This is a genomic window from Pseudoalteromonas translucida KMM 520, from assembly GCF_001465295.1.
GTDB lineage: Bacteria > Pseudomonadota > Gammaproteobacteria > Enterobacterales > Alteromonadaceae > Pseudoalteromonas > Pseudoalteromonas translucida.
Genome location: NZ_CP011034.1, coordinates 1,517,770 through 1,543,093, shown reverse-complemented (window position 1 = coordinate 1,543,093; position 25,324 = coordinate 1,517,770). Strand labels below are relative to the sequence as shown.

The window sequence follows — 25,324 nt, the reverse complement described above, 5'->3', positions numbered from 1 at the left end:
GGAATCGACACTCAAAGTGTATTCCGGTTTTTTATTGCTTTCAAAAAGAGAAAAATTAAATACTTATATTAGTATTATTTATTCAGCATCTTTTTTAGTTTTTGCTTTAGCCTTAGTTTTAGCAGGCGCTTTTTTAGCAGCTGCTTTCTTTTTGGGTGCTGCTTTTTTCTTCGCTTCTTCAACCCACTTACCCGCAACATAATGCGCAGTCCAACCGGTCGCTTTACCGTCGACTTCGGTCATTACATACTGCTCTTTATTTTTACGGCTGTAGCGTACAACAGCTAAGTTTCCATCTGGATCTTGTGCTGGTGCATCGGCTAAGTAATAAAACTTAGGTGAAATACGGTCTCTAAAGCGTTGTAACTCTTCAACCTTAGGCGCACGTGTTTCGCGCGATTTAGGGAAGGTATTTGCAGCCAAGAAAATACCTGCAGCGCCATCACGTAAAACAAAATACGCATCTGACTTTTCACATTCTAATTCGGTAATGTGAACAGGGTCTTCTTTTGGCGGCGCAGCTTCGCCATTTTTAAGTAACTTACGGGTGTTTTTACATTCGTCGTTATTACAACCAAAGTATTTACCAAAACGTCCCGATTTTAATTCCATATCAGCGCCACACTTATCACACTCAATAAGTGGCCCGTCATAGCCTTTAATTTTAAACGTGCCTTGCTCAACTACATGGCCACTACATGCTGGGTTATTACCACACACATGTAATTTACGGGTTTCGTCGATTAGGTATGAATCCATTGCCGTTTCACAAATTGGGCAACGTTTCATTTGCATTAAAGTTTCGGTTTCAAGATCTTCTGCATCGGCACTGTCTGTGGCAACGGCTTCATCGCCCGATACTAAGTTCATCGTTGTTGTACAGCGCTCTTTTGGTGGCAAGTTATAACCAGTACACCCTAAGAACACGCCAGTAGATGCGGTACGAATACCCATTTTACGGCTACAAGTCGGACATTCAATATCAGTTTCGACCATTTCATTAAGACGCATTCCGCCATTTTCAGGCTCGTCTTTCGCAACAGTTAATTGCGTTGAAAAGTCGGCATAAAACTTATCGAGTACTTCAGTCCAAATGCGCTCGCCTTCGGCGATATCATCTAAACGACCTTCCATTTTGGCGGTAAAGTCAAAGTTCATTAAGTCTTCAAAATTTTCTACTAAGCGGTCGGTAACTATTTCACCCATTTTTTCAGCGAAGAAACGACGGTTTTCAACCCGTACATAACCACGATCTTGAATAGTAGAAATAATAGATGCATAAGTAGATGGGCGGCCAATACCGCGTTTTTCAAGCTCTTTTACTAAACTCGCTTCGCTAAAACGCGCTGGCGGTTTAGTGAAGTGTTGCTTAGGATCAAGCTCGATTAACGTTAATGTTTCGCCTACTGTTACTGCAGGTAATGACTGATCTTCTTCGTTCTTTTTACGAATAGCAGGCTGTACTTTAGTCCAACCATCAAAGCGTAGCACACGGCCTTTGGCTTTTAGTTGGAAGTCGTTCGCTGCTACCGTTAATGTCGTTAGGTCGTATTCTGCAGGTACCATTTGGCACGCTACAAATTGACGCCAAATTAGCTCATATAGTTTTTTAGCATCGGCATCAACCCCTTCAATATGCCCCGAAAGCACAGTTACACTTGATGGACGAATTGCTTCATGCGCCTCTTGTGCATTGCCTTTTGAGCTATAATTAATAGGATCTTTAGGTAAGTATTTTTCACCAAATTGCTCTGTTACATATTCGCGACACATAGCAACCGCATCTTTTGACAGATTAGTTGAGTCGGTACGCATATAGGTAATGTAACCGCCTTCGTACAAGCGCTGCGCTAGCATCATGGTTTTTTTAACGCCATAGCCTAAACGTGTACTGGCTGCTTGTTGCATAGTTGAAGTGATTAAAGGCGCACTTGGGCGACTTTTACTTGGTTTTTCGTCAACGCTTATAACTTTGTATTCTGCATTCTCAAGGCTTTTAACTGCTGCGCTAGCCTGAGCTTCATTTACAGGCTTAAATGGCTTGCCTGCTTGTTTGGCTACTTCTAAGCGTAACTCTGACTCTGCATTTTTAACATCAGCATGAATATCCCAAAATTCTTCAGGTATAAACGCTTTAATTTCGCGTTCACGCTCAACGAGTAAGCGCACTGCTACCGATTGTACGCGTCCAGCCGAAAGTCCACGTGCCACTTTTGCCCACAGTAAGGGCGATACCATAAAACCAACAACACGGTCTAAAAAGCGACGTGTTTGCTGTGCATATACCATATCGGTATTAAGCTCACCGGGTGTTTCGAATGCTTGCTGAATTGCGTTTTTTGTAATTTCGTTAAAAACCACACGCTTATATTTTGCAGGTTCACCGCCAATAATTTCTTGAAGGTGCCAAGCAATTGCTTCCCCTTCTCTATCCAAATCCGTTGCGAGGTATATTTGGTCAGCGTTTTCGGCAAGCTTTTTAAGCTCTTGTACTACCTTTTCTTTTCCTGGCAGTATTTCGTAATGTGGTTCCCAGCCTTTATCAGGGTCAATACCCATACGCGCGACTAAGTTAGAATAGTCTCGTTGCTTTTTATACGCTGCTTTCTCTTCAGGCGGTAATTTACGCACTTCAGCCGGCGTTTTAGTCGCTGGCACTTTGTTTTTTCCAGAACCTGAAGTAGGTAAATCTCGCACATGTCCAATACTGGACTTTACGATGAAGTCATTACCTAAATATTTATTAATTGTTTTAGCCTTAGCAGGTGACTCTACAATTACTAGCGATTTGCCCATAGTTGCCTATTTCTAACCAAGTTTTTTAAAATGTGTTTAGCCGACATAAGCGGCACGAATATTTATAGGTATATCTACAAACACTAATTGTTACAAGCTTTTAATACAAACTTTTCAGTTTTAAGCGAATAAACGAACAATTTCTGCGTTTAATTTAAACAAACAGGTGTTTTTAGAGTAATTGATGGGGAATATATAGAATAGAAACAAAAAATGCCAACCTTATGGTTGGCATTTTTTTAAAACAGCATCAAATTACAGTTTTTTGTCATGTAATATTGTTATTGAAGTAGAGGTAATTAATCCAGATGTTGCTGTTGCAGTAATAGTTAAATTACCACTTACAACACTATTTTTGTCCTCTACTAACACTCTTGAGATGCCAAACGACAGGTTAATAGGTCTGATACTTGTCGTATTAGGGAACACGTAATCAGTTGTACCTGATAATTTCCCTTCTTCTGAAGTGATTTTTACAGTTGTTTCTGCTGGTAATGGATTGTTATAAATATCAGCTATATAAACTGTCGCGCCAGCACTTGTAACACCGGTTGCTTCGGTCAAATCTATTTGTGAAATTTGACACATTTTAGCGCTTGTTAAATCATTCTGTACTCTTCGAATCACCGGGCTTGCAGGGTCACTATTCACATGCACTTCAGACGCTGCTACTCCCGGTATTGCAGCGCAATCGTTGGCAAAAGTAACAACTCTGAAAAACGCGGCATCACCAGACATAACAATTTCTTGGTTTTGAAATACATTAACTAGGTCGCGACTACACAAATTAATAGCAACATCATCCGGCCTACATAATAAGCCATTGTACATACTATTACCTGTTGTCCACTGCCCATCATTGTCAAAGTCTATAAACTCTTCAAATTCATCACCTTTAGAGTTATTTGCCGAACAATGTTCTGCTGGAGCATTACAATCTTTACCGCCATAAGTGCCGTCTTCATTATTATCAATAAACGCTTCTGGAATATCAAACAGCTCACTAAAAAAGTCTTGACTATCGAAGTACCCATTACCATTTAGATCTGAGAATGTTTCTTCACCTATAGCATAAGCAAGCACTGTTGCTCTGCCGCCTAAAGGAAGATCAACACTGTAGTCATTATTCAAAATACCTAATGGACACGGCAAGCCTCTATCACACTTCTGTGCAATTGTATTTTCATACATAGTTTCAGTGAATGGACGAGGGTTACTACTACGCCATGTTACTGAGCAAGCGCCATTTAAAGTCGTACAACTTGGTTCTATAACACCACCTTCTGTAATAAAGCTCACTGCGGTACCATCGGGCACAGGATTATTGAAATGATCTGCTAGCCTTGCATTAACGGTAACCTCGCTGCCATCAACGTTAAGCCCATGTACGTTGAAAATTGAGCGTGATAACGAAAAGCTATTTTGATCTGCAATACCCGTACTAATTACTAACACGTCTGATGGCGCAGATACCGTTACTGTGTCACCATCAATATCTTCTTCTATTGATGCAATTACACGTACGGGAGTTGCAACAACACCAGATTGCACTGTTGTTCTAATTTCACCTAGTGCATTGGTTATTGCTGAATCGGCTCCTAATGTTATACCACCCACAGCCGTTGATAACGTAAAGTCAACCGTTCTTGAAGCTAGATCGTTACCATTAGCATCAACAAGCTTAAATACCACTTCTGATATTTCACTTCGATTTGCTCCGCCCGTACCTTTAAGTGATATTACCGGTTCAGTAACCTCAACAAATTGAATAAAGCCAATATTTGCCGGTGATACATTAATCGTTGTGTTAGCTGAAACAGTATCACCACCAGTTATTACACTGGCTGTTATTATATCTCCGCCTACACACGTTAAAGGTCGATAAGTAGAACGCGCAAAACCACCAATACTCGTCACTTTCTCATCAATTACAGCTAAGGCAGAGTCGACACATCCAGATGAAAACTCAACATTTAAAGGCGCTGTATACAAGCTACCGTCTTTAGTGATTTCTACTGAAACGAGTGCGGTTGAACCTGCAGTTAAAGATTGCCCACTTGCTACAGAGCTAGATATAGCAATATCAATATCAACTGCTGCAATTTGAAATGCTTTAGTAAGGCTGCTGTTTAAAACAGATACGGTAATTTCACCAGCACCAACATCTCGCCCAGGGATTATATCTAGCAAAGCGATACCGTTTTCATCAGTGATCGCGGTACCTGTACTTGGTGATATAGAGCCAATCGTAGTAGTTGCAGTAACTAACGTTTGTGCTAGCGCTGTAGTCGAGTCTTTCTTATTTACCTGTATATAAAGAATCCCTGCAGAATCGCCGGAGATACTGGCAGTTTCTTCACACGAGCTTACATTTCTGATTGTTTTAAAGTCTGAGGGGCAATTTTTTAATATGCTAAAACTTATATCTGCACTGCTTTGATTAGGATCGATAGCATCGCCACGAGTATAAAAACCTAATTTAGCTTCAACAGCCTCAAACTGCGCTGTAACAATGCCTGCACCTTCAACAGTCCCAGAAGTAAGATTTAGTTTTGCAACTCCCTCTGCATCAGTTAAGGCAGTACCAGAGCTCGGTAATAAGCTCCCTAAAGTTGAGCTAAATGTTACAACTTTACCTACAGCAGGCATACCGTTTACATCTAAAATAGTCGCCACAACCAAGCCACTATCAGTTGCGCTAATTTCACTTATTTGTGTTCTTCTTGTAGAAGATAGTAAACTTAAATCTATAGTAAAATCATTAGATGTGCCAGGTGGTGGCGCATCACCTTTAGATGTATAAGTGAAAGAATTTGAATCAAATGCAGTATTTTCGTCAAGCTTATAAGTAGCAGAAATTATACCAGCACCTGCCTCAATGCCTGTTAGCAAGTCTACTTTTGCGATGCCTTCAGCATCTGTCATTGCGGTACCGTTTGATGGGTTTATTTTACCAAAACCCGACAAATCAAATTGAATTAATTGATATGCACTTGGTTGTCCATCTACTAATAACTTTGCTTGTACTACTGCTGGATGTTCAAAATCAACCATTCTTGTTTCTGTACCATCTGAAGCTATTAAGTTAACTGTCAGCTGTGCTTTTTCAACAATAACAGCTTCAAAGTCAAATGGTTCAGATGAGTAAGTTTGTCCTTGATTTATGTAGCGAACAACTACATTTGAAGCACCGGCTATATTACCAGAGGTTAACTCAATTTGAGCTACACCTGAATTATCTGTTAACACACTTCCTGATTCTGGGTTCAAAGCCCCTATATTTCCATCAAGAGCAAATGTCACGCTTTTACCTGTTACAGGAGCACCAATATCATCAAGTACAGTGGCTTTTAAATCTAGTGCTTCTAAACTGGTTACAGTATTTGATTGAACACCTGTTTCTTTTGAATAACCTTGAATACTCAACGTATAAGCAACTTGATCGCCACTTGATTGAAATGAAAATGTATCTTTATAACTCACACCATTGATTGTATACGATGCAGTAACTTCACCTGCTCCGGCTTTTTCTCCTGCTGTAAGCTTTATTACTGCAATACCTGTATTGTCTGTAATAGCTGTTCCTGATGTAGGATTTAGCTTGCCAATATCATCCACTAAGCTAAACACGACGCGCTCACCAGTAACTGCCTTACCTTCTTTAGTCAGTAACGCATGCAAATCTAATGGCTGCTCAGCGGTTACACTATTAGATTCACTACCATCTAATTTAGAGTACCCTTTTAAAAGCAATTGATAAGCTTCTTGGCCACCAGTAGATTGAAATGAAAATGTATCACTATACGTTACACCATTTATTGTATAACTGGCAGTGACTCCACCCGCTCCGGCTTCCTCTCCTGCACCAAGTTCTATCTTAGCAATACCAGTGTTATCTGTGATAGCTGTTCCTGATGTAGGATTTAGCTTGCCGATACTGTCTGCTAAAGTGAAAGTAATACGCTCTCCTGTAACAGCAATACCTTCTTTAGTTAACGTTGCATGTAAATTTAAAGGCGAACCTGCAGAAACAGTGTTTGATCTACTACCATCTGCTTGTGAAAACCCTTCTAAAGATAAAATAAATAAACTTGTATCATTACCCCCTGCATCTCCTGCAGACTCGAATGCAAATTGACTAGTATACGTTTCGCCATCAACTGTATAGCTTGCAGTAACAACACCAGCCCCTTTTACTGTACCCGCGGTAAGGTCTAATGTTGCAATACCATCGCCTTTTGTTAATGCACTACCAGAGCTAGGGTTCAATACACCTACTTCATCTGCAAGCGTAAAAATAACTCTTGCACCATTCACTGCAGAGCCATCTTTTTCAAGCTTGGCTTTGAGCTCTATAGCTGAGTTTGCAGACACTCTATTTGATTTACTACCATCAGATTTTGAGAAGCCCTCTAATGATAAAGTAAATAAATTTGAACCACTGCCATCCGCATCCCCTGCAGACTCGAATGAAAACTGGCTAGAATACGTAGCGCCGTTAACTGTATAACTAGCAGTAACAACACCAGCTCCTTTTACTGTACCCGCGGTAAGATCTAATGTTGCAATACCGTCGTCTTTTGTTAACGCACTACCAGAGAGCGGGGTTAATACACCAACTTCATCTGCCAATGTAAAAGTAACTCTTGCGCCAGTTACTGCAGCCCCATCTTTTTCAAGCTTGGCTTTGAGTTCAATTACTGAACTTGCAGACACTCTATTTGATTTACTACCATCTGACTTTGAATAGCCTTCTAATGCTAAAGAAAATAAGCTTGGATCATTAATATCAGCATCCCCTGCTGACTCGAAATCAAACTGACTAGTATATGTTTCGCCATCAACCGTATAACTAGCAGTAACAGCTCCAGCTCCTTTTACGGTGCCTGCGGTTAATTCTATCTTCGCAACACCATCATCTTTTGTTAAAGCGCTGCCAGAGTTTGGGTTCAATACCCCTACATCATCTGATAAAGTAAAAGTAATTCTTGCGCCACTAACTGGTACGCCATCTTTAACAAGTTTAGCCCGTAAATCTAGCGCAGAGGCCGCTGTAACAGTATTCGATGCACTGCCATCCTCTTGGGAGTAGCCTTGAAGCGTAACGGCGTAGGTGGGTACATCAGGTGTTGTTCCTCCGTTACCATCACCTATACTGCCCTCCTTTTCAAGTGAGCCACCACCACCACAAGCTGTGATAAAAAAGCTGAGCATCATAATGCTTAGCAGTCGTGTTAAAGGCATAAACCTCTCCCTAGCGTTATTATTATTAACTTTATATTGTTTACCTCATGTTAACCTATAACCTAGTCTAAAATCACAGTTTTTTGATACTTTCTTTGATAAAAAATTTAAATTATTAATAAATTTTTCTGTATAAATATTTACATGCTGGTAGGCTGTGCCAAATTTATAAAAAATAGATTGGGAATATGTCGAAAATACGTTCAATGAGCTTAACAACTCGCATAATGATAGGCATGGCACTAGGTATTGCCGTAGGCTTTTTATTTCAAGCTATATTAGCTGGTGAAGACGATTACCTAATACCACTTGGGTTATTCTCTTTGCCAATTAAAGCTTTTTTTGTTGATGGAATTTTTCACATTGGTGGGCAAATATTTATTGCCAGCTTAAAAATGCTGGTTGTTCCTTTAGTATTTGTATCTTTAGTGTGTGGCACATGTAGCTTAAGCGATCCTAAAAAATTAGGCAGTTTGGGTGGTAAATCAATTGGTTTATATTTAATTACCACAGCCTTAGCTATTACTCTGGCTATTACTTTGGCTTTACTGTTTAGCCCTGGCGTGGGTATTGATTTGCCAACAGATGCAAGTTACGACGTATCTGAGGCACCTACCTTAGCGCGCGTTATTATAGATATGTTTCCAACCAACCCTTTTGAAGCTATGGCAAAAGGTAATATGCTACAAGTTATTGTTTTCGCATTACTGTTTGGTATTGCTATGGCACTTAGTGGTAATGCAGGAAAACGCGTAGCCGTTGTTTTTGAAGACCTAAATACGGTAATTTTAAAACTAGTTACTTTGTTAATGAACGTTGCGCCTTACGGGGTGTTTTTCTTAATGGCAAAGTTATTTACCACCATAGAGTTAAACTTAATTGTTAGCTTGGCTAAGTACTTTTTTGTAGTGGTTGCCGCTTTATTATTACATGCGTTTGTAAATTACAGTTTGTTATTAAAACTATTGACGGGTTTAAACCCTGTAACTTTTTTAAAGAAAATGAAACACGCTTGTTTATTTGGTTTTAGTACTTCAAGCTCAAGTGCAACTATGCCAATTACTCTTGAAACAGCCACTAAAAAACTCGGGGTTAATAACTCTGTCGCTTCATTTACTATTCCACTAGGTGCAACCATAAACATGGATGGCACTGCCATTATGCAAGGGGTTGCCACTGTATTTATTGCACAAGTGTTTAGTGTTGATTTAACCATTTCTGATTACTTAATGGTAATTTTAACGGCTACGCTAGCGTCTGTTGGCACAGCCGGCGTACCGGGTGTTGGCTTAATTATGTTAGCTATGGTACTTAATCAAGTTGGCCTACCAGTAGAGGGGATTGCAATAATTATTGGTGTAGATAGATTACTAGATATGACCCGCACTGCAGTTAATATTACGGGTGACTGTATGGTTACCTGTGTGGTTGCTAAGTCTGAAGGTCAGTTAGATGAGTCTATTTATAATGACCCTAATGCAGCGAAAGATTTAGAAAACATAAGTAAACCTATGAGTTAATAAATAACTTCGCATTAAAAAAACCCTTGATTAGTTCAAGGGTTTTTTATTGGCCAAAGCTAATTAAGCTTAAAGTAATCCACTATTTATGGGTTTAATGATTTAAACTTAGAAACTAAATTAACCCCGGCCTTATTAACTGCACTACTAAAACCAAGTGCTAACTTGTCACTTAAACCTTTTTTAATCTTATATTTAATCTTATAAATTTGGCGCTCATCTTGTTGTTCAAGCAAGGCATCATCACTGGTTTTTATAACATCCACTAAGCCTTTCTCAATTGCTTGAGTTGCAAACCAATGCTCACCTGTAGCCACTGAGCTTATATCTAAACTTGGGCGCTGTGTGCTTACGAAAGTTTTGAATAAACCATGAGTTTGCTCAATTTCTTCACGAAATTTTTCACGCGCTTTATCAGTATTTTCGCCAAATAAAGTAAGGGTGCGTTTAAACTCCCCTGCGGTTATTTGCTCAAATTCCACATCGTTTTTCTTTAATATTTTATTAAAGTTAGGTATCTGCGCTATTACGCCAATCGAGCCTACAATAGCAAATGGCGCTGCAATAATTTCATCAGCAACACAAGCCATCATATAACCACCACTTGCTGCCACTTTATCTATAGCAACACTCAAAGGTATACCTGCATTTTTAATGCGCTGTAACTGTGAAGCTGCCAGCCCATAACCATGAACTACCCCACCACCACTTTCTAAACGAATCAGTACTTTATCTTTGCTCGCATCAGCAATAGAAATAATAGCGGTTATTTCCTCTCTTAAACTCTCTACTTCATGTGCATCCATACTGCCTATAAAATCAACCACATATAATCGCGGTTTTGGCTCTTTACTGTCATTTTTTTTATTGTCTGCCTTAAGCTTTTTTTGATGTGCTTTAAGTTCTTTTTTACCTAAAGTATTGTGTAAAAAGCTTTGTTTAATATTATCTAGTTGCTCAGATATATTATCTATTTGTATTTCACCTTTTTTAGCTTTTGGCTTAACTGCCGCACCAACTATCAGCATTAAAATAATGGCTATAGCAATAACAAAAGTAACCGTTTTAGCGAAAAACAAACCGTATTCGTATAAAAATTCCAACACTTTTCTCCATTTATAAATTTCAGCTAATTTAGCATGCTTTTTAACAAAAAAAAGCCACTAAACAGTGGCTTTGGTTACTTAATTGCGTTGTAAGCTATTAATCGGTCACAACATCACTATTTGTAATTAACAACAAACGACCACGAGCGGCTAAGTAAGTTGCAATTTGCAATTGCATTTCAGAGTTGGCAGCTAAGCTACCTGCAGCATCCGAACCCGCCTCTTCACTAGGCGCTGGTGTTAATACTGAACCATGATGCCCTTTAGTAAATTTAACTAAATAGCTAGACGGCGTGGCACTAGGTGCTTGTGATGTGCTCACTGTTTCTAAGCCCATAAAGTTGGCCAGTGGTAAACTACCTGCAAGCGGATTGCTAGCAACACTTGGAGGAATAACTTGATCTGACTTATTGCCTGCGCCATCACCCACTACCACGTTCATATATACAGGCGTTTCGAGTGCTTTAACGGTTGCGGCATAATTAGTTGGGTCGCCACTATCTAGTGCAGTTTGCGCTGCAAAAGCAAATTGAGTCATTACGCCTTTAATATTTGCCAGCTTACCCGTTTCGCCAGCCATAGTTAAAGCCGTTGCATATTCGGTGTAACCACATGATAGGAAGTCTTGCATATTTGGCAGTAACACACCGCAGTTAGAAATTGCATCACCTTGTAAAAATGCATTAAATTCAGTGGCTTCGGTTGTACCTGCTTGTGATAATACCGAGCCTTGAATAAATGGGCCAAACGCAGGTGATTCTAGTAAGAAACTGGCAATACCACCGCCGCCACTTGCAAGCGCAACTGTATTAACGTTAAACAGTGGGTCAAGTGTTTCAGCCATTGGGCTATTTGCTTGGGCAATAAACGCCGGCGCTACAATTGAACCCAGTGAGTGACCAACATAAGTCACATCTTTACTGTTTATAGTTGTATCATTAATAAAGTTTAGACCAAGACGCAAGCCTAATAAGTCGGCGCTTGATTGGCGTAAACTATCACGGGCAACAAGCAATGAGCTTAGGTTCATATAACTAAGTACCGAACCTGTGGTTGCATTAAAATCATCGATACCGTCAGCATCTACGTCGATTCCTCGCTCGCCATGGCGCGGGTGATCAATTGCAATTGTGGCAAAACCCTGAATAGAAAGCTGCGCCGTTAATGTCAACATAGTTTCTTTATTAGTAGTAATACCGTGCTGCATAATAACTACAGGCCAGCCACTTTCAGGCATAGTAATAGGTGCTAATTCTAAACTTGCACGTACACCATTAATTATAGGCAAAATAGGTTTAGTTACTTGCACTGGCACATTGGCCATACTTTGCACTTTAGGAATAGAGTTATATTTGGTTAAATGACGCGTGCTATCTAACCCTAAATCACGTAATTTCCCATCGCTTAATGCGGCACATGCGCCGTCATTTTCACTAATTGGATCAGTAGGAAATGCAGCACCTGCTTGTGCTTTATAACCCAATACAGCAACTGCGTTATCACACATGCCTTGCCAATAAGTGTCGTTTAAATCGCTAATTTCTTTACCTGTAGGCGTACCTAAATACATAGGCAACATAATGCTACCTTTTTGGTATTGCACACCTTTAAAGGCATCACTCACAGCAACACCTTGTGATTGAAATACTTGCTGCACATTTACCATTGGCTGATTAGGTACAGTAATTGCTGGTGTCGGTAAATTTGGATTTTGTAGGCTCGCTGCTAATAACTTTTTAATTGTACCAAGCACTGGGCCTGCCGATTGCATGGTCATTGCAGCAGAAAAAATAATCTCATCTTTAGTAATATTGCCTGAACTAACCACTACATTTTCGTAGCTATTAACAGCCCCCTGTAGCGCTAGTTGCGATGGCGTAATTAATGGCGCTTCTTGTTTTACTGTAGCGTAAGTAGATGACGGCTCAATAGCACGCCCCTGTGAGTCTTTAAGCTCTGTGGTTAATACATTAATATAAGAGCTGCCGGCTTTAAATGGCTTAAGTGGAATAACCGCCACCGCATCACCAGATGCTTGGGTGATAAAGTCAACACCAAATTGCAACTCACCCACTAGTTTACAGGCAGCACCTGCAGGTGCTTGTGAGCATTGTTCATCGGTTAAACTTGCTCCCATTATTACTTCAAAAATACGTACTGAACCTGGTGTACCTGCAGAGGTGGCATCTAGGCTTACATTTGGTGGGAAAGTTAAATCTATTTTAAAAGGAACTTGAGTAGACCAGCCATCAAGCGCACCCAGTGCAAGTTGAGGGTTAGCATAAGCAGCACGAGGAATAGACACATTAGCGTCATTTAACTCCCCAGGAATATTTAAAGTACCATCTTGGGTACCGCTCATTAATAAATCATTGGGTACAGATATAACCCCATTAGCGGGATCAAACTTTACCGTCGCCTTTGGGATAACTGTAACCGAATCGTTTTTAACATCTTCTAGCGTTTCTCCGCCGCCACAACCTGCAAGAGCAGCTGTAACCGAGAGTGAGAGTAGCATTTTTTTCATATTGTTGGCTCCGCACATATCTTATTTTTATAGTGTGTTTATTAAGTATATTAAGTTAAAACAATGTAATCAGTTTATTAATGAGACATTAGACCAGTTAAACTTAACGTAAACTTTCTACTTTCGCCACCTAAATTTACAATAAATTCGATTACTTAATGTTTTGCTATGTTAAAATCAAAAAAAATTCATCCATGGGTACATTTATGAACACCTATCAAGCTGCTGAAAATGCACTTAAAGATAAAGTTATTTTAATCACTGGCGCAGGTGATGGAATTGGCCGAGTAGCTGCAATTACATACGCTAAATACGGCGCAACTGTTATTTTATTAGGCAAAACAACTAATAAACTAGAATGTGTTTATGATGAGATTGTTAAAGCAGGTTATCCACAACCGGCAATAGTCCCTATGGATTTAAAAGGCGCAACTAAGCAAAACTACCGCGATCTGGCTGCCACGATAGAGTCTCAATTTGGCTGCCTTGATGGCTTATTAAATAACGCGGGCATTTTAGGCACGTTAGGGCCACTTGAGCACTTTTGCTCATCAACCTTTGAAAACATAATGAAGGTTAATGTCACCGCGCAAGCTATGATCACTAAAGCGCTGTTTCCGGTACTGCGCAAATCTAAAAATGCATCTGTAGTATTTACATCATCTGGCGTGGGCCGTAAAGGTCGCGAGTTTTGGGGCCCTTATGCTATTTCGAAATTTGCTGTAGAGGGCATGATGCAAACATGGGCATGTGAAGTAGGTAAAACCAATATACGTATTAATTGTATTAACCCTGGTGCTACACGTACTTCAATGCGCGCTAGTGCTTTTCCTGGTGAAGACCGAGATAAACTCGCAACACCTGAAGATTTAATGCCTACTTACTTATATTTAATGAGTGATGATTCGAGTAATGTAAATGGCGAGTCGCTTGACGCTCAAGTAAAGAAATAGCTATTACTCTAATGTAGATACGAAAAAGCCGCTCAAAATTTTGAGCGGCTTTTTTAATGTCTAACTAATTTAATTTAACTAAATAGCAGGTTACTTACGTTTAGTTGGTTTTACACGTTGATTGTGCTTTTTAACTGCTTTACGTATTTGGTTTATTTTGGCACGCTTATCTTTGCGTTTTTCAGGCATTACTGAAAGCTTAGTTTGTGTTTCACGTCCTAACTTAACTGTTTTACGTAAATAGTTTACTGTGTCTAGGTCGTATTCAATCCAGCCACCTTGTGGTACGCGCTTATCAAGCTCTAATTTACCGTAACGAATACGAATTAAGCGAGAAACTTCCACCTCTTGTGATTGCCATAAACGACGAACTTCTCGGTTACGTCCTTCATTAAGCGTTACATTGTACCAACGGTTTATACCTTCGCCGCCCATAGGGTTAACCGTAAGAAATTTTGCTGGGCCATCTTCAAGTTCAACACCACGGGTTAAATTTTTAATGGTTTCTTTGGTTACTTCACCAAATACACGGGCTGAGTATTCACGTTCAACTTCGTAACTGGGGTGCATAAGTCGGTTTGCTAATTCACCATCGTTAGTAAACAGCATCAAGCCTGCGGTATTTATATCTAATCGGCCAACCGCAATCCAGCGCTCGCCATCAATACGAGGGAGGCGGTCAAATACAGTACGACGACCTTCAGGATCTTTACGCGTGCTTAACTCACCTTCAGGCTTGTTATACATTATTACGCGACAAATTCTATCGGCTTTTTCTTCAATTTTTACCGTATGGCCATCAACACGAATTGAATCTGTTTCTTCAACACGATCGCCTAATTTAGCCACTTTTCCGTTAACGCTAACGCGGTTTGCGTCAATGTATTTTTCCATTTCACGGCGTGAGCCTACGCCAGCACGGGCTAGGACTTTTTGTAACTTTTCACCTTGTATAACACTCATTCGGATGGTTCTCTCACAGAAGGATCACTTAATAACTGGTTAATTTTACTTTGCTGTTGCTCTGGCAAGGCAGGTAAATTATCTAAACCTGTTATCGAAAAATAATCTAAAAATTGTTTAGTAGTCGCATATAGCGCCGGCTTACCCGGCACTTCTTTGTGACCTACCACTTTAATCCACTCTCTTTCGAGTAGTGTTTTAATAATATTTGAACCCGTAGTAACACCACGCACTTGTTCTATTTCGGCGCGTGTAATTGGTTGCCTATAAGCAATTAGCGATAACGTTTCGAGCAAAGCACGCGAATATTTGGGCGCGCGTTCTTGCCATAAATTACTTAGCCAAGGGCTTAAGCTACTACATGCCTGAAAACGATAACCACTGCCTACTTCTACCAAACGAATACCACGGGTCTGAAAATGTGTTTGTATTGCTGTTATTGCATCGTTTATATGCGCCATAGATATTGCTAAATCGGCTAAAACAACATCCTTTAGATGACGTTTACTTAACGGTTTGTCAGCAACAAAAATCGCCGCTTCAATGATCTCAATTAATTGCTCATCACTAACTCGCCGACCCACCATAAACGCTCTTAAACTAATAAACACACACAGCCAACTATTATGCCAGAACTACAGCAAAGTAGGAAAACATATCGAGCAATTTAGTAAATCAAAGCCACAAAAAAAGCCAGTGCTCAGCACTGGCTCCTTTCTCACACTTTAAAATAGTGTGCTTAGCTGTTATTGGCGCTTTTAAGTGCGTCGTCTTCAGCGACTGCATTGCCATATTTTTTTATGTAAGTAACAAATTCACGTTTGCTAACACGTTTGTCTTTATTTACATCCATGTAGCCAAAGTGATTTGAAATATCATCATCGTCTGCTTCTTCAACCGAAATATAGCCACTTTTATCGTTATCTAAACTCGAGAAGCTGCTTTGTATTTTATCAAATTTAGTAATATCCGCTTTAAATGCTGATTCGCTTACTTCACTGTCTGTGGCAACTTTCCCGGTATTTAATTGCATGTACGCATTAAATTCATTGCGACTTATTTGATTATCCATATTAGTATCAATATTTGAAAAGTGTTGCCAAATATTATCGTCATCAGCTTCAACTTTCGAAATAAAACCATCACTATCGTTATCTAAACTTGCAAAGTCACTATCAATTTTATCTAACCCTTGGTTAGATGCACAAGCTGCTAAGCTTAACGTTGCTAAAATAGTAGATGCTAATGTTAACTTTTTCATAAGACGTATCCTTGTAGTTAATTAATGTCACTTTAACTAATACAAGTTAAATGCCAAAAACATCAACCTTTTAAAATCAATTAGTTACAATAAAAATACAAGTAAAAAAACTAACGTAGCGCATTATAGTAATGAAAGCTTTGCTTCATGCCTTGTAATTTTTGCAAAAAGCCTTGGTGTAATACCGGACATAACAACGGGTGTTTTTACACTTAAAAGTTCAGCCAATAACTTCCTCGTTTCGGGCGTGTTATGTAAGTGTATTTACTGATATAATTTAACGCATTATATAGAACCAATTTTAAGGTATATGCTATGAAAGTGATTTCTTTCAATATCAATGGTCTGCGTGCGCGTCTTCATCAATTACAAGCTATTATCGACAAACATCAACCCGATATTATTGGCCTACAAGAAATTAAAGTTCATGACGAAGCGTTCCCACTAGAAGATGTACAAAAAATGGGATATCACGTTTATTATCATGGCCAAAAAGCCCATTACGGCGTAGCTATGTTATGCAAAAAAGAACCTAAATCGGTATTTAAAGGTTTTGCCACTGATACTGAAGAATCACAAAAACGCATGATCAGTGTTACCGTAGAGCAAGACAATGGCCGTGATTTAACGGTAATGAATGGTTACTTCCCGCAAGGTGAAAACATTAATCACGAAACCAAGTTCCCATATAAACGTCAGTTTTATAAAGATTTAATGACTCACCTGCAAACAAATCATACTCCCGATGAAGACGTGATTGTAATGGGCGATATTAATATTTCACCTACCAGCCTAGATATAGGTATTGGCGAAGTAAATGCTAAACGTTGGTTAAAAACCGGTAAATGTTCTTTTCAACCAATAGAGCGTGAATGGCTGGCAACATTACTTAACTGGGGTTTTAAAGACACCTTTAGAGAGCAAAACCCAGAAACCAGCGATCAATACTCGTGGTTTGACTACCGCTCAAAAGGGTTTTTAGATAACCGAGGCCTGCGAATTGATGTTGTACTTGCAACACATGAGCTAGCCGCGCGTTGTATAGACACAGGTATAGATTACGAATTACGTGGCATCGAAAAGCCATCGGATCACGCCCCTATTTGGTCTGAATTTAAATAACCTAATGCTTAGCCTCCCAATGCAAGGGCTACTTTGGGCCCTTGTAATCGCTATAAGCTTATTTAGTATTGATAAAGCGACCTATAAAGCACTCTACAAAGTACCCATACGCCAAACTGGGGTACTTGCATGTGCGCTGGTGTTTGCTGTTTTATGGCGCATTAAAGCAGGCATTTTAACGGGCCTTGATTTACATATTTTAGGTATTACTGCAGCTACACTTATTCTCGGTTGGCGTTTAACTATTTTAAGTAGTGTTCTGGCAACGGCGCTATTAGCCGCATTTGGTTTAATTGAGTTTGAGTTACTGCCAGTGCAATTGCTTATTGGCGCATTTATCCCTATTTTATTGAGCTACTTGGCTTTTATTGTTAGTTATCAGTATTTACCGCGCCACTTTTTTGTTTATATATTTGTATGTGCGTTTATTACGGCTGGGTTTATCGCCTGTATAAAAATAGCTTTAGGGGCATTATTTTATCTTGCTATTGGTCAGTATAGCTGGCAACAATTAGCAGATAATTACGTTTACTTAAGCGCTATTATTTGGCTGCCAGAGGCCATGTTAAACGGTATGGCTATTACAATTATGATCACTTATCGCCCACATTGGGTAAAAACTTTTTACGATAAGGACTACCTAGGCTCATGAGTCTTGAATATAGCTGCCCACTGTGTAGCAACTCACTAATAAAAACAGCTAATATGCTTCGCTGTGAAAACAACCATAGTTTTGACTTTGCAAAAGAAGGCTATGTAAATTTATTGCCTGTACAGCAAAAAAACTCAAAACAACCTGGTGACTCATTAGAAATGGTGCAAGCTAGGCGCGCTTTTTTAGAGCGCAACTATTATGCTTTTTTACAGCACGAACTTGGCCAAATTATTAGTAATATAGCAGCTAATAATATTATTGATTTAGGGTGTGGTGAAGGGTTTTACACCCAAGCTTTAGCTAATAATACTCAAGCCACTGTGTACGGAGTTGATATATCGAAGGCGGCGGTAAAATATGCGGCAAAACGCTATAGCAATTGCCACTTTAGCGTGGCATCCATTAGCCAAGCACCTTTTAAAAGCTACTTTGCCGATGTATTGGTCAGTGTATTCGCACCATTATTTACTCAAGAACTAGCAAGACTTGCTAAACCCGGTTCAACTCTCGTAGTGGCAAGCCCCGGACCTCAGCATTTAAAAGAGTTAAAAGAGTATATTTACTCAAGTGTTAATGAACATACACACATAGAAGTACCTGCAATGTTTACACAAACGTCGCAAACACTCATCACAGAGCAAGTAACCTTGAACTTTAGTGACGTTAAAAACTTAATAATGATGACACCATTCGCGTGGAAGTTCAGACCCGAGCACTGGCTAGCGCTCGAAGGAAAAGGTGAGCACAGTGTCACCTTATCGTTTTATATTACACAATTTACAAGAGACAAAAGCGTAGCTGTTGCGCATATATAAAGGCAACAGGCGCTTAAAATTGCTCTTTAGTGAACGTTTTGTCCATTTTATCAAACATATCGTTAAGTAATTCTTCAAGCTCCAAGTAACGGGGCTTTTTTTCGCTGCGCTGTGCTTGATAGCCATTAGCCACCATTTTAGCATAAAGCTCGTTATACCAACGTTGCATAGCAGGCTCTAACTCGGTTTGCGCTCGTTTTCCTAACCATAACAAACCTTGTAAAGGGAGCGATATAAAAAAAAGCGCGCTTGCAATTGCTTGCGGTAAAAAGTCAGAGCCAAGATAATTTAACTGAAAAAATAACGTTAGCATGGCTAATATTGGCATTACCGTAATCGCCAACTCTGTCGCCTTTATTACTTTAAACTCAGCAAACAAAGGGGCTAATTCTTTTCGCATTGGCCATTTTTTAGCGTACACACGCCCTATTTGTACTTGCGACATCACACTTTTTTGCATCATGACTCCTCATACATAATATCAACACTACCAATAATATTGGTTGTTATCATGATAGTGTAACACAAATTATTTTATATGGAATTTTCATAAAAACGCACTGAATGAGTAAAAAATCACTCATGCTTTAAGGCCTTTTAGTATGAACAGGTTTCACCTCAATATTAATACATACGCTATTAAGTGCTAAATGGATCTTTTCTAAACTAATAATTTTAGACATTATAATCAGTATGTTAAACCACTTATACGCCACAATTCCCACAGTTATCCACAGAAAATGTGGACAACATAATTACCCTTACTTATGCTAACGTAACCACAACTAGCTTAGTTACTGTTACTGCTTTAATTTAGGGTTAATAATCTATACTATAACCTTATAGTTATTGCTGTTCGTCGGGCTTTTAATGTCAAAACAAACATTACAATTGCATAGCACTGTTTTATCAATCCACAGTTTAGCGGTTGATGCCGACATACCTGTGGCGTTGTTTAAACAGGCATTGTTTTTTATTTCAAAAACCCACGATGAGCTATCAATTGTATGCCCCAGTAGCTTTACTATTGATAGCTTAGATTGTGAGCAGCACTGGCAAGCGCTTGAAGTTGTTGGCCCACTTGGTTTTTCGTTAACAGGAATTATGGCTAATATATCGGGAGTACTGGCGCGAGCTAAGGTATCTATATTTTCAATTTCGACCTACGATACCGATTATATCTTAGTAAAAAAACACACCGTAGACTTAGCTATTACCGCTTTAAAAAAAGATGGCTATAACATAATTTTTGAGTGACTTATGAAACCGCAAACAATAGATTATTTAGCTCAAAATAAATTACCTCGTCATGCCATTAATATTACTAGCCCATTTTCAGGAAAAGTAATAGCACTTAACGAACACCCCGAACCTCTTTTTCGCTTTGGCACATTAGGGCCAGGCATTATGGTACAGCTAAGCAACCATAAAATTTTAGCCCCATTTGATGGCACTTTACTGCAAGTAAAAAATGCCGGCACCGAGTTTATTTTACAAGCTAAAAACGGCCTTAAAGTACTAATTAATTTAACTATTTTGAGTTCGCAACACATTACCCATACCCACATAGCTCAGTTATATGGTAGCAAAATATGTAAAGGCCAGCGCCTTGCTTATTTTGATTTACGCGAACTTGACACACCTATGCTAGCAAGCTTAATTTTGCTCAATGGCCACAGCCTAGGTACATTTCACTTTTCACACTCGCAGGTAAATGCGGGTGTCGATACTTTATTAACTATTATTAAAAAGAAGTAGATTTATGATCACCCTTTACGGCATAAGCAATTGCGACACTATAAAAAAAGCTAAAAAACACTTAACCGATAACAACATTGAGTTTACTTTTCATGACTATCGCAAAGATGGCGTAAACGAGAGCATGATTAGTAACTTTGCTGATAAACTTGATTGGGAGCAGCTTGTAAACAAGCGTGGCACCACTTATCGCGCTTTAAGCGATGATGAAAAACAAAGCTTAACTAAAGAAAAAGCGATACCGTTATTAGTTGAGCAACCTGCAATGATAAAACGCCCTGTATTGGTTAATAACAACGAGTACCACTTAGGTTTTAAAGCAGCACAATACGATGAGATTTTTAAATAATGACAGATGACGTAATCGCTCTAGCGCAAGCCTTAATACAACGCGAGTCGGTAACACCTGAAGATGCTGGCTGCCAAAAAATGATGAACGATAGATTGCAAGCAGTTGGCTTTAACATCGAATCGTTATTTTTTACTGATACCTTAAATACTTGGGCACGCAAAGGGACGCAATCGCCACATTTTTGCTTTGCAGGGCACACCGACGTAGTTCCCACTGGTCCTGAAAAAAACTGGCAGTACCCGCCATTTTCTGGCCTAGTTGAAAATGGTTTATTACACGGGCGCGGTGCAGCCGATATGAAAGGCTCATTGGCTGCTATGCTGGTTGCTACTGAGCGTTTTGTAACAAAGCACCCTGACCATAAAGGCTCTATTTCTTTTTTAATTACTTCAGATGAAGAAGGCCCATTTATAAACGGCACTACTCGGGTAATTGACACCTTAGAAGCGCGCGGTGAAAAGATAGATATGTGTTTAGTTGGCGAGCCTTCATCTCGTGATGTATTAGGCGATGTAGTTAAAAATGGACGCCGAGGCTCACTTACTGGTTTTTTAACGGTGAAAGGTATACAAGGGCATGTGGCATACCCGCAGTTAGCGCAAAACCCTATTCATTTAACTACGCCTGCTCTCACTGAGCTAAGCCAAACAGTATGGGATCACGGAAACGAGTACTTCCCCGCCACAAGTTTTCAAATTTCAAATATAAATGCCGGCACCGGGGCCGGTAATGTGATCCCCGGCGAGTTAGAAGTACAGTTTAATTTTAGGTTTAGTACTGAAGTTACTCATGCGCAATTACAACAACGCGTTAACGCTATTTTACAACAGCATAATTTAAATTATGAATTAAGCTGGATTGTAAACGGCCAACCGTTTTTAACAGAGCACGGCCCACTGGTTGACGCCACAGTAAAGGCAATCAAATCGGTAACCGGTTTAACAACAAACCTAGAAACAACGGGCGGTACATCTGACGGGCGTTTTATTGCTCAAACCGGCGCTAAAGTAATTGAGCTTGGCCCGCGCAATGCCACTATTCATAAAGTAGATGAATGTGTAAGTACCGATGACTTAATTGCACTGTGCGATATTTACGAGCAAATTTTAGAAAACCTACTAACGTAATGAACTCAAAAAAAATAACCACAATGTGTATTACAGGACAAAGTGATACACATTTAACCCAAATTCAAAATCATCGTTTGCACTGCAATATCGTTAATGATTTTTTAGCACTGCAAAGTGCCGCAAAAGCAGCAGGGTTTGAGCTTACAATCGCCTCCAGCTTTCGTGACTTTAACCGCCAAGCGGCTATTTTCAATGCTAAATTTTCAGGTGCACGCCCTGTTTATAATAAACAACAGCAAGTTGTTGAGTTAGATGGCTTAAGCGATATAGATAAATGTATTGCCATTATGCTCTACTCTGCACTACCTGGCGCAAGTAGACATCATTTAGGAACAGATTTAGATGTGTTTGATAAAGCGGCAGTGAGTGATGATTACCAGTTGCAACTCACGCCCGATGAATATCAACAAAGTGGCCCATTTGCACCACTGAGCGACTGGCTAGATGCTAACTTAGCAATGTTTGGATTTTATCGGCCTTATCAGCATGACTTAGGTGGTGTAGCCCCCGAGCTTTGGCATATTAGCCATATTAAGCAGTCGCAATTACTGGTTAATATGCTTAGTCTGCCAGTGCTGTATGAGTGTATAAGTCATAGTGACTTATTAGCTAAAGAGGCTATTTTAGCCAACTTACCCATGCTTTATGAGCGCTTTATAATTAACGTTAGCCCTGTTTAGCAAACTGTTTTTTATTGAGCGTAAATACCAGTACTGCCCCTAAAATAACACTGCTGGCAACTATAAATTGCACAGTTAACTGCTCAGATAAAAACACCACGCCTGCAATGGCAGCAAGCACAGGTACACATAGCTGCACCACTGCTGCTTGGGTGCTTTTTAATCTTGGCATTGCCGTATACCAAATACTGTAACCAATACCTGAAGCTATTGCGCCACTGGCACATGCAAGTAACACCCCTTCTATGCGGATACTTTTTATATACCCCATGCCTATTATTAGCAATATAGGCAAAGCAACTAAGCTGCGAATAAAGTTAAATGCAGAGGTTCTCAGTGGTGATACACAAGCTTTGCCTCGTATACTATACACACCCCACGCTATGCCACTAATGGCCATAAGGGTCGCTCCAAATAATGAAGGTATTGCAGCAGAGGGCAACATTAAATAAACAAAGCCGGCAAAAGCGCTTATAAATGCCAACCATTGTAATAGGCTTAATTGCTCTTTATTATAAATTCCCCAGCCAATCATAGTAAGTTGTACCGCGGAAAATAAAATAAGTGCACCAGTACCGGTATCAAGCTCTATATACGCGATGGAAAAACACAATGCATAAACCAGCAAACTAATACTGCTTCGCCAGCTTCCTGTATCTTTTAATATTTCGCTATTAAACGTGCCGTTACGTTTTGTAGTATTAGTATAAAGCAGCATAATAATGGCTAAACATACAGCCCCGCTAAGTAAGCGAATAATAGTAAAGTTCCATGCATCTATATACCCTTGTGCTAACGCCATTCTGCATAATAAAGAGTTAGCGGCAAACGCAATTAAAGCACTTAAAGTGTACAACGTTGTTTTCAAAAACAATCCTTAGCTAAAATAAATACAGTTTAACACTGTCAATTCAGTGGTTTTTAGATTTAGTTATTATAATAACAGTGCAATATTAATACGATTAACGCTTCGTTCACTGCTCGGCAGTTATGCTACGCTTTTTTACAATATTTCACATATTTTTTTAATGGGTGTATGTTAATCTTATTAAGTAAATTTAAAGGAGTGCTCAGTGCGCCGTAGCTTAATATTTAGTTTTTGTTTTATTTTAAGTGGTTGTAGTACCATAGGATTTAGCGATCTATTTAATGACTATGCGACTCAAGTAACCCCTGTAAGACAAGCAATAGAGAGTAACAACATAGCACAAGCGCAGTCGCTTATTGCTAAAAATAGTAGTATGCACAGTAGCTACTTACTTAATCAGTTAGAGCAAGCGCGCCTAGCCGACTTAGCTAATATGCAAGCCGATGCACAAAGCCAATTTGAAAACGTTTATCAACAAGTACAAAACAAGCGCGAGGCTGCCAAAGTTCAGCTCAGTAGCGGGCTTGAACAAAGTAATGCTTTATTTACCAACGACTCGGCCATTACTTATATACCTGCCCCCTATGAAATGAGCATGCTGCATAGTTATAAAGCGCTTAATTACGTATATAAAAATGATGTTGAAGGTGCATTAGTTGAAGTTAGACGGGCTAATAAAGTACAAGTAGACGCACTTATTCAAAATCAGGCAGCGCTAGATTCCGCAACAAAAGAAGCGCAGCAGCATTATCCTAGTATGAGCAAGGTTACCCGAGACGTTAAAAATGGCTTTCAAAATGCTTATACTTTTTATTTATCCGCTTTATTGTACCAAAGCAGTAAACAGTATGATGATGCTTACATTGACTATAAAAAAGCACTCGAAATACAACCCAACAATATTTATTTGCAACGTGATGTACTTCGCCTTGCTAAAAAACAAGGCTTTGATCAAGACTTAAGCGACTTTAAAAAGCGCTTTGGTGAAGCAGCAAATATACCGTCTGAACAAGGCGAAGTCGTTATATTATTTGAACAAGGCTTAGTGCCTAAGCAGCACGAGTTTAAATTACGTTTACCTATTTTTACCTCTGGTGGTAATGCACGTTTTTATAGCTTAGCCATGCCAGTTTATAAAGACAACGCCTATGTTCGCAGCATTAATAACATCAGTATTAATGCCCAAAACTTAGTATTAAGCCCGCTAGTGCACATAGAGTCACTGGCTGCTAAAACGTTAGAAGATCAAATACCTGCCAAAATAGCGCGGCAAATACTGCGTTTAGTTGCCAAAGAAAAAGTACGAGCCGAACTGGCGCGTAGCACCGGAGACGTAGGTAATATAATTGCGAACATTTATAACTTAGCCTCTGAGCAGGCCGATACACGCAGTTGGCTCACGCTACCAAATCAAATAAGTGTGGCGCGAAGTAGCTTAAACAGCGGCGCGCATTCATTAACCATAGGCACGCAAGCGCCAATAAATTTTACCGTTAGTAAGCAAAGGTTAACCTTAATTTATCTAACCTCTATAAATAACTACTTTAATTATCATGTAGTACAACTCTAGGAGC

General features: G+C 39.5%; 20 protein-coding genes. 11 read left to right on the top strand and 9 right to left on the bottom strand.

Translation table 11 applies throughout. The features are described 5' to 3' along the window. Positions 1-78: 78 nt before the first annotated feature. Together topA and PTRA_RS19240 are read right to left on the bottom strand one after the other, a co-directional pair. On the bottom strand, positions 79-2,796 hold the full coding sequence (topA, locus tag PTRA_RS07345; protein WP_058373271.1) for a type I DNA topoisomerase: 2,718 nt from the start codon (positions 2,794-2,796) through the stop codon (positions 79-81). Between the two features lie 255 nt (positions 2,797-3,051). After that, positions 3,052-8,040 (bottom strand): beta strand repeat-containing protein, encoded by a 4,989-nt coding sequence (locus tag PTRA_RS19240; RefSeq protein ID WP_237113480.1) that lies wholly within the window; start codon positions 8,038-8,040, stop codon positions 3,052-3,054. Between the two features lie 188 nt (positions 8,041-8,228). Between PTRA_RS19240 and PTRA_RS07335 the strand changes: the two genes are divergently transcribed. Further along, entirely contained in the window at positions 8,229-9,560 is a 1,332-nt protein-coding gene (locus PTRA_RS07335) for a dicarboxylate/amino acid:cation symporter (RefSeq protein ID WP_058373270.1), read from the top strand. A gap of 86 nt (positions 9,561-9,646) precedes the next feature. Here the strand turns inward: PTRA_RS07335 and sohB are convergent, their stop codons facing one another. Both sohB and PTRA_RS07325 read right to left on the bottom strand, forming a co-directional pair. Beyond that, positions 9,647-10,663, bottom strand: coding sequence for a protease SohB (gene sohB / locus PTRA_RS07330; RefSeq protein ID WP_058374553.1), 1,017 nt, complete (start codon positions 10,661-10,663; stop codon positions 9,647-9,649). A 100-nt stretch (positions 10,664-10,763) separates the two neighbouring features. Next, positions 10,764-13,193 (bottom strand): VolA/Pla-1 family phospholipase, encoded by a 2,430-nt coding sequence (locus PTRA_RS07325; RefSeq protein WP_058373269.1) that lies wholly within the window; start codon positions 13,191-13,193, stop codon positions 10,764-10,766. A 206-nt stretch (positions 13,194-13,399) separates the two neighbouring features. On the opposite strand from PTRA_RS07325, the gene PTRA_RS07320 reads away from it, so the two are divergent. Continuing rightward, complete coding sequence (locus PTRA_RS07320; RefSeq protein ID WP_058373268.1) at positions 13,400-14,146, top strand: YciK family oxidoreductase; 747 nt, start codon at positions 13,400-13,402, stop codon at positions 14,144-14,146. Positions 14,147-14,236: 90 nt separating this feature from the next. Here the strand turns inward: PTRA_RS07320 and rluB are convergent, their stop codons facing one another. From rluB to PTRA_RS07305, 3 genes are all read right to left on the bottom strand, one after another. Continuing rightward, a complete protein-coding gene (rluB, locus tag PTRA_RS07315) occupies positions 14,237-15,109 on the bottom strand; it encodes a 23S rRNA pseudouridine(2605) synthase RluB (protein ID WP_011328023.1) in 873 nt (290 codons plus the stop codon). Next, the gene (gene scpB / locus PTRA_RS07310) at positions 15,106-15,696 is read right to left on the bottom strand and encodes an SMC-Scp complex subunit ScpB (RefSeq protein WP_058373267.1); all 591 of its coding nucleotides are present in this window, start codon (positions 15,694-15,696) and stop codon (positions 15,106-15,108) included. Before scpB ends, rluB begins: the two co-directional genes overlap by 4 nt. A 152-nt stretch (positions 15,697-15,848) precedes the next feature. Further along, a complete protein-coding gene (locus PTRA_RS07305) occupies positions 15,849-16,370 on the bottom strand; it encodes an EF-hand domain-containing protein (protein ID WP_058373266.1) in 522 nt (173 codons plus the stop codon). A 315-nt stretch (positions 16,371-16,685) separates the two neighbouring features. On the opposite strand from PTRA_RS07305, the gene xthA reads away from it, so the two are divergent. From xthA to PTRA_RS07290, 3 genes are read left to right on the top strand one after another with little or no spacing between them, the layout of a single operon-like run. Further along, a complete protein-coding gene (xthA, locus tag PTRA_RS07300) occupies positions 16,686-17,492 on the top strand; it encodes an exodeoxyribonuclease III (protein ID WP_058373265.1) in 807 nt (268 codons plus the stop codon). A gap of 4 nt (positions 17,493-17,496) precedes the next feature. Then, positions 17,497-18,144 carry an energy-coupling factor ABC transporter permease gene (locus PTRA_RS07295; RefSeq protein ID WP_058373264.1) on the top strand — a complete coding sequence of 216 codons (648 nt, stop codon included), beginning with the start codon at positions 17,497-17,499 and terminating at the stop codon, positions 18,142-18,144. Then, the gene (locus tag PTRA_RS07290) at positions 18,141-18,962 is read left to right on the top strand and encodes a putative RNA methyltransferase (protein ID WP_058373263.1); all 822 of its coding nucleotides are present in this window, start codon (positions 18,141-18,143) and stop codon (positions 18,960-18,962) included. Before PTRA_RS07295 ends, PTRA_RS07290 begins: the two co-directional genes overlap by 4 nt. 13 nt (positions 18,963-18,975) lie before the next feature. Here the strand turns inward: PTRA_RS07290 and yfbV are convergent, their stop codons facing one another. Then, entirely contained in the window at positions 18,976-19,422 is a 447-nt protein-coding gene (gene yfbV / locus PTRA_RS07285) for a terminus macrodomain insulation protein YfbV (protein WP_011328017.1), read from the bottom strand. A 410-nt stretch (positions 19,423-19,832) separates the two neighbouring features. Here yfbV and PTRA_RS07280 point away from each other — a divergent pair, with 410 nt between their 5' ends. From PTRA_RS07280 to PTRA_RS07260, 5 genes are read left to right on the top strand one after another with little or no spacing between them, the layout of a single operon-like run. After that, a complete protein-coding gene (locus PTRA_RS07280; RefSeq protein ID WP_058373262.1) occupies positions 19,833-20,219 on the top strand; it encodes an ACT domain-containing protein in 387 nt (128 codons plus the stop codon). A 3-nt stretch (positions 20,220-20,222) separates the two neighbouring features. Continuing rightward, on the top strand, positions 20,223-20,720 hold the full coding sequence (locus tag PTRA_RS07275; RefSeq protein ID WP_058373261.1) for a PTS glucose transporter subunit IIA: 498 nt from the start codon (positions 20,223-20,225) through the stop codon (positions 20,718-20,720). A 4-nt stretch (positions 20,721-20,724) separates the two neighbouring features. Further along, positions 20,725-21,069 (top strand): ArsC family reductase, encoded by a 345-nt coding sequence (locus PTRA_RS07270; protein ID WP_058373260.1) that lies wholly within the window; start codon positions 20,725-20,727, stop codon positions 21,067-21,069. After that, complete coding sequence (dapE, locus tag PTRA_RS07265; protein ID WP_058373259.1) at positions 21,069-22,199, top strand: succinyl-diaminopimelate desuccinylase; 1,131 nt, start codon at positions 21,069-21,071, stop codon at positions 22,197-22,199. Before PTRA_RS07270 ends, dapE begins: the two co-directional genes overlap by 1 nt. Next, complete coding sequence (locus PTRA_RS07260; protein ID WP_058373258.1) at positions 22,199-22,882, top strand: M15 family metallopeptidase; 684 nt, start codon at positions 22,199-22,201, stop codon at positions 22,880-22,882. The genes dapE and PTRA_RS07260 overlap by 1 nt, the downstream gene beginning before the upstream one ends. Here PTRA_RS07260 and PTRA_RS07255 read toward each other — a convergent pair. Next, on the bottom strand, positions 22,869-23,750 hold the full coding sequence (locus PTRA_RS07255) for a DMT family transporter (protein WP_058373257.1): 882 nt from the start codon (positions 23,748-23,750) through the stop codon (positions 22,869-22,871). The genes PTRA_RS07260 and PTRA_RS07255 overlap by 14 nt on opposite strands. 205 nt (positions 23,751-23,955) lie before the next feature. Between PTRA_RS07255 and PTRA_RS07250 the strand changes: the two genes are divergently transcribed. Next, entirely contained in the window at positions 23,956-25,320 is a 1,365-nt protein-coding gene (locus tag PTRA_RS07250; RefSeq protein ID WP_058373256.1) for a COG3014 family protein, read from the top strand. The last annotated feature ends 4 nt before the right edge of the window (positions 25,321-25,324 follow it).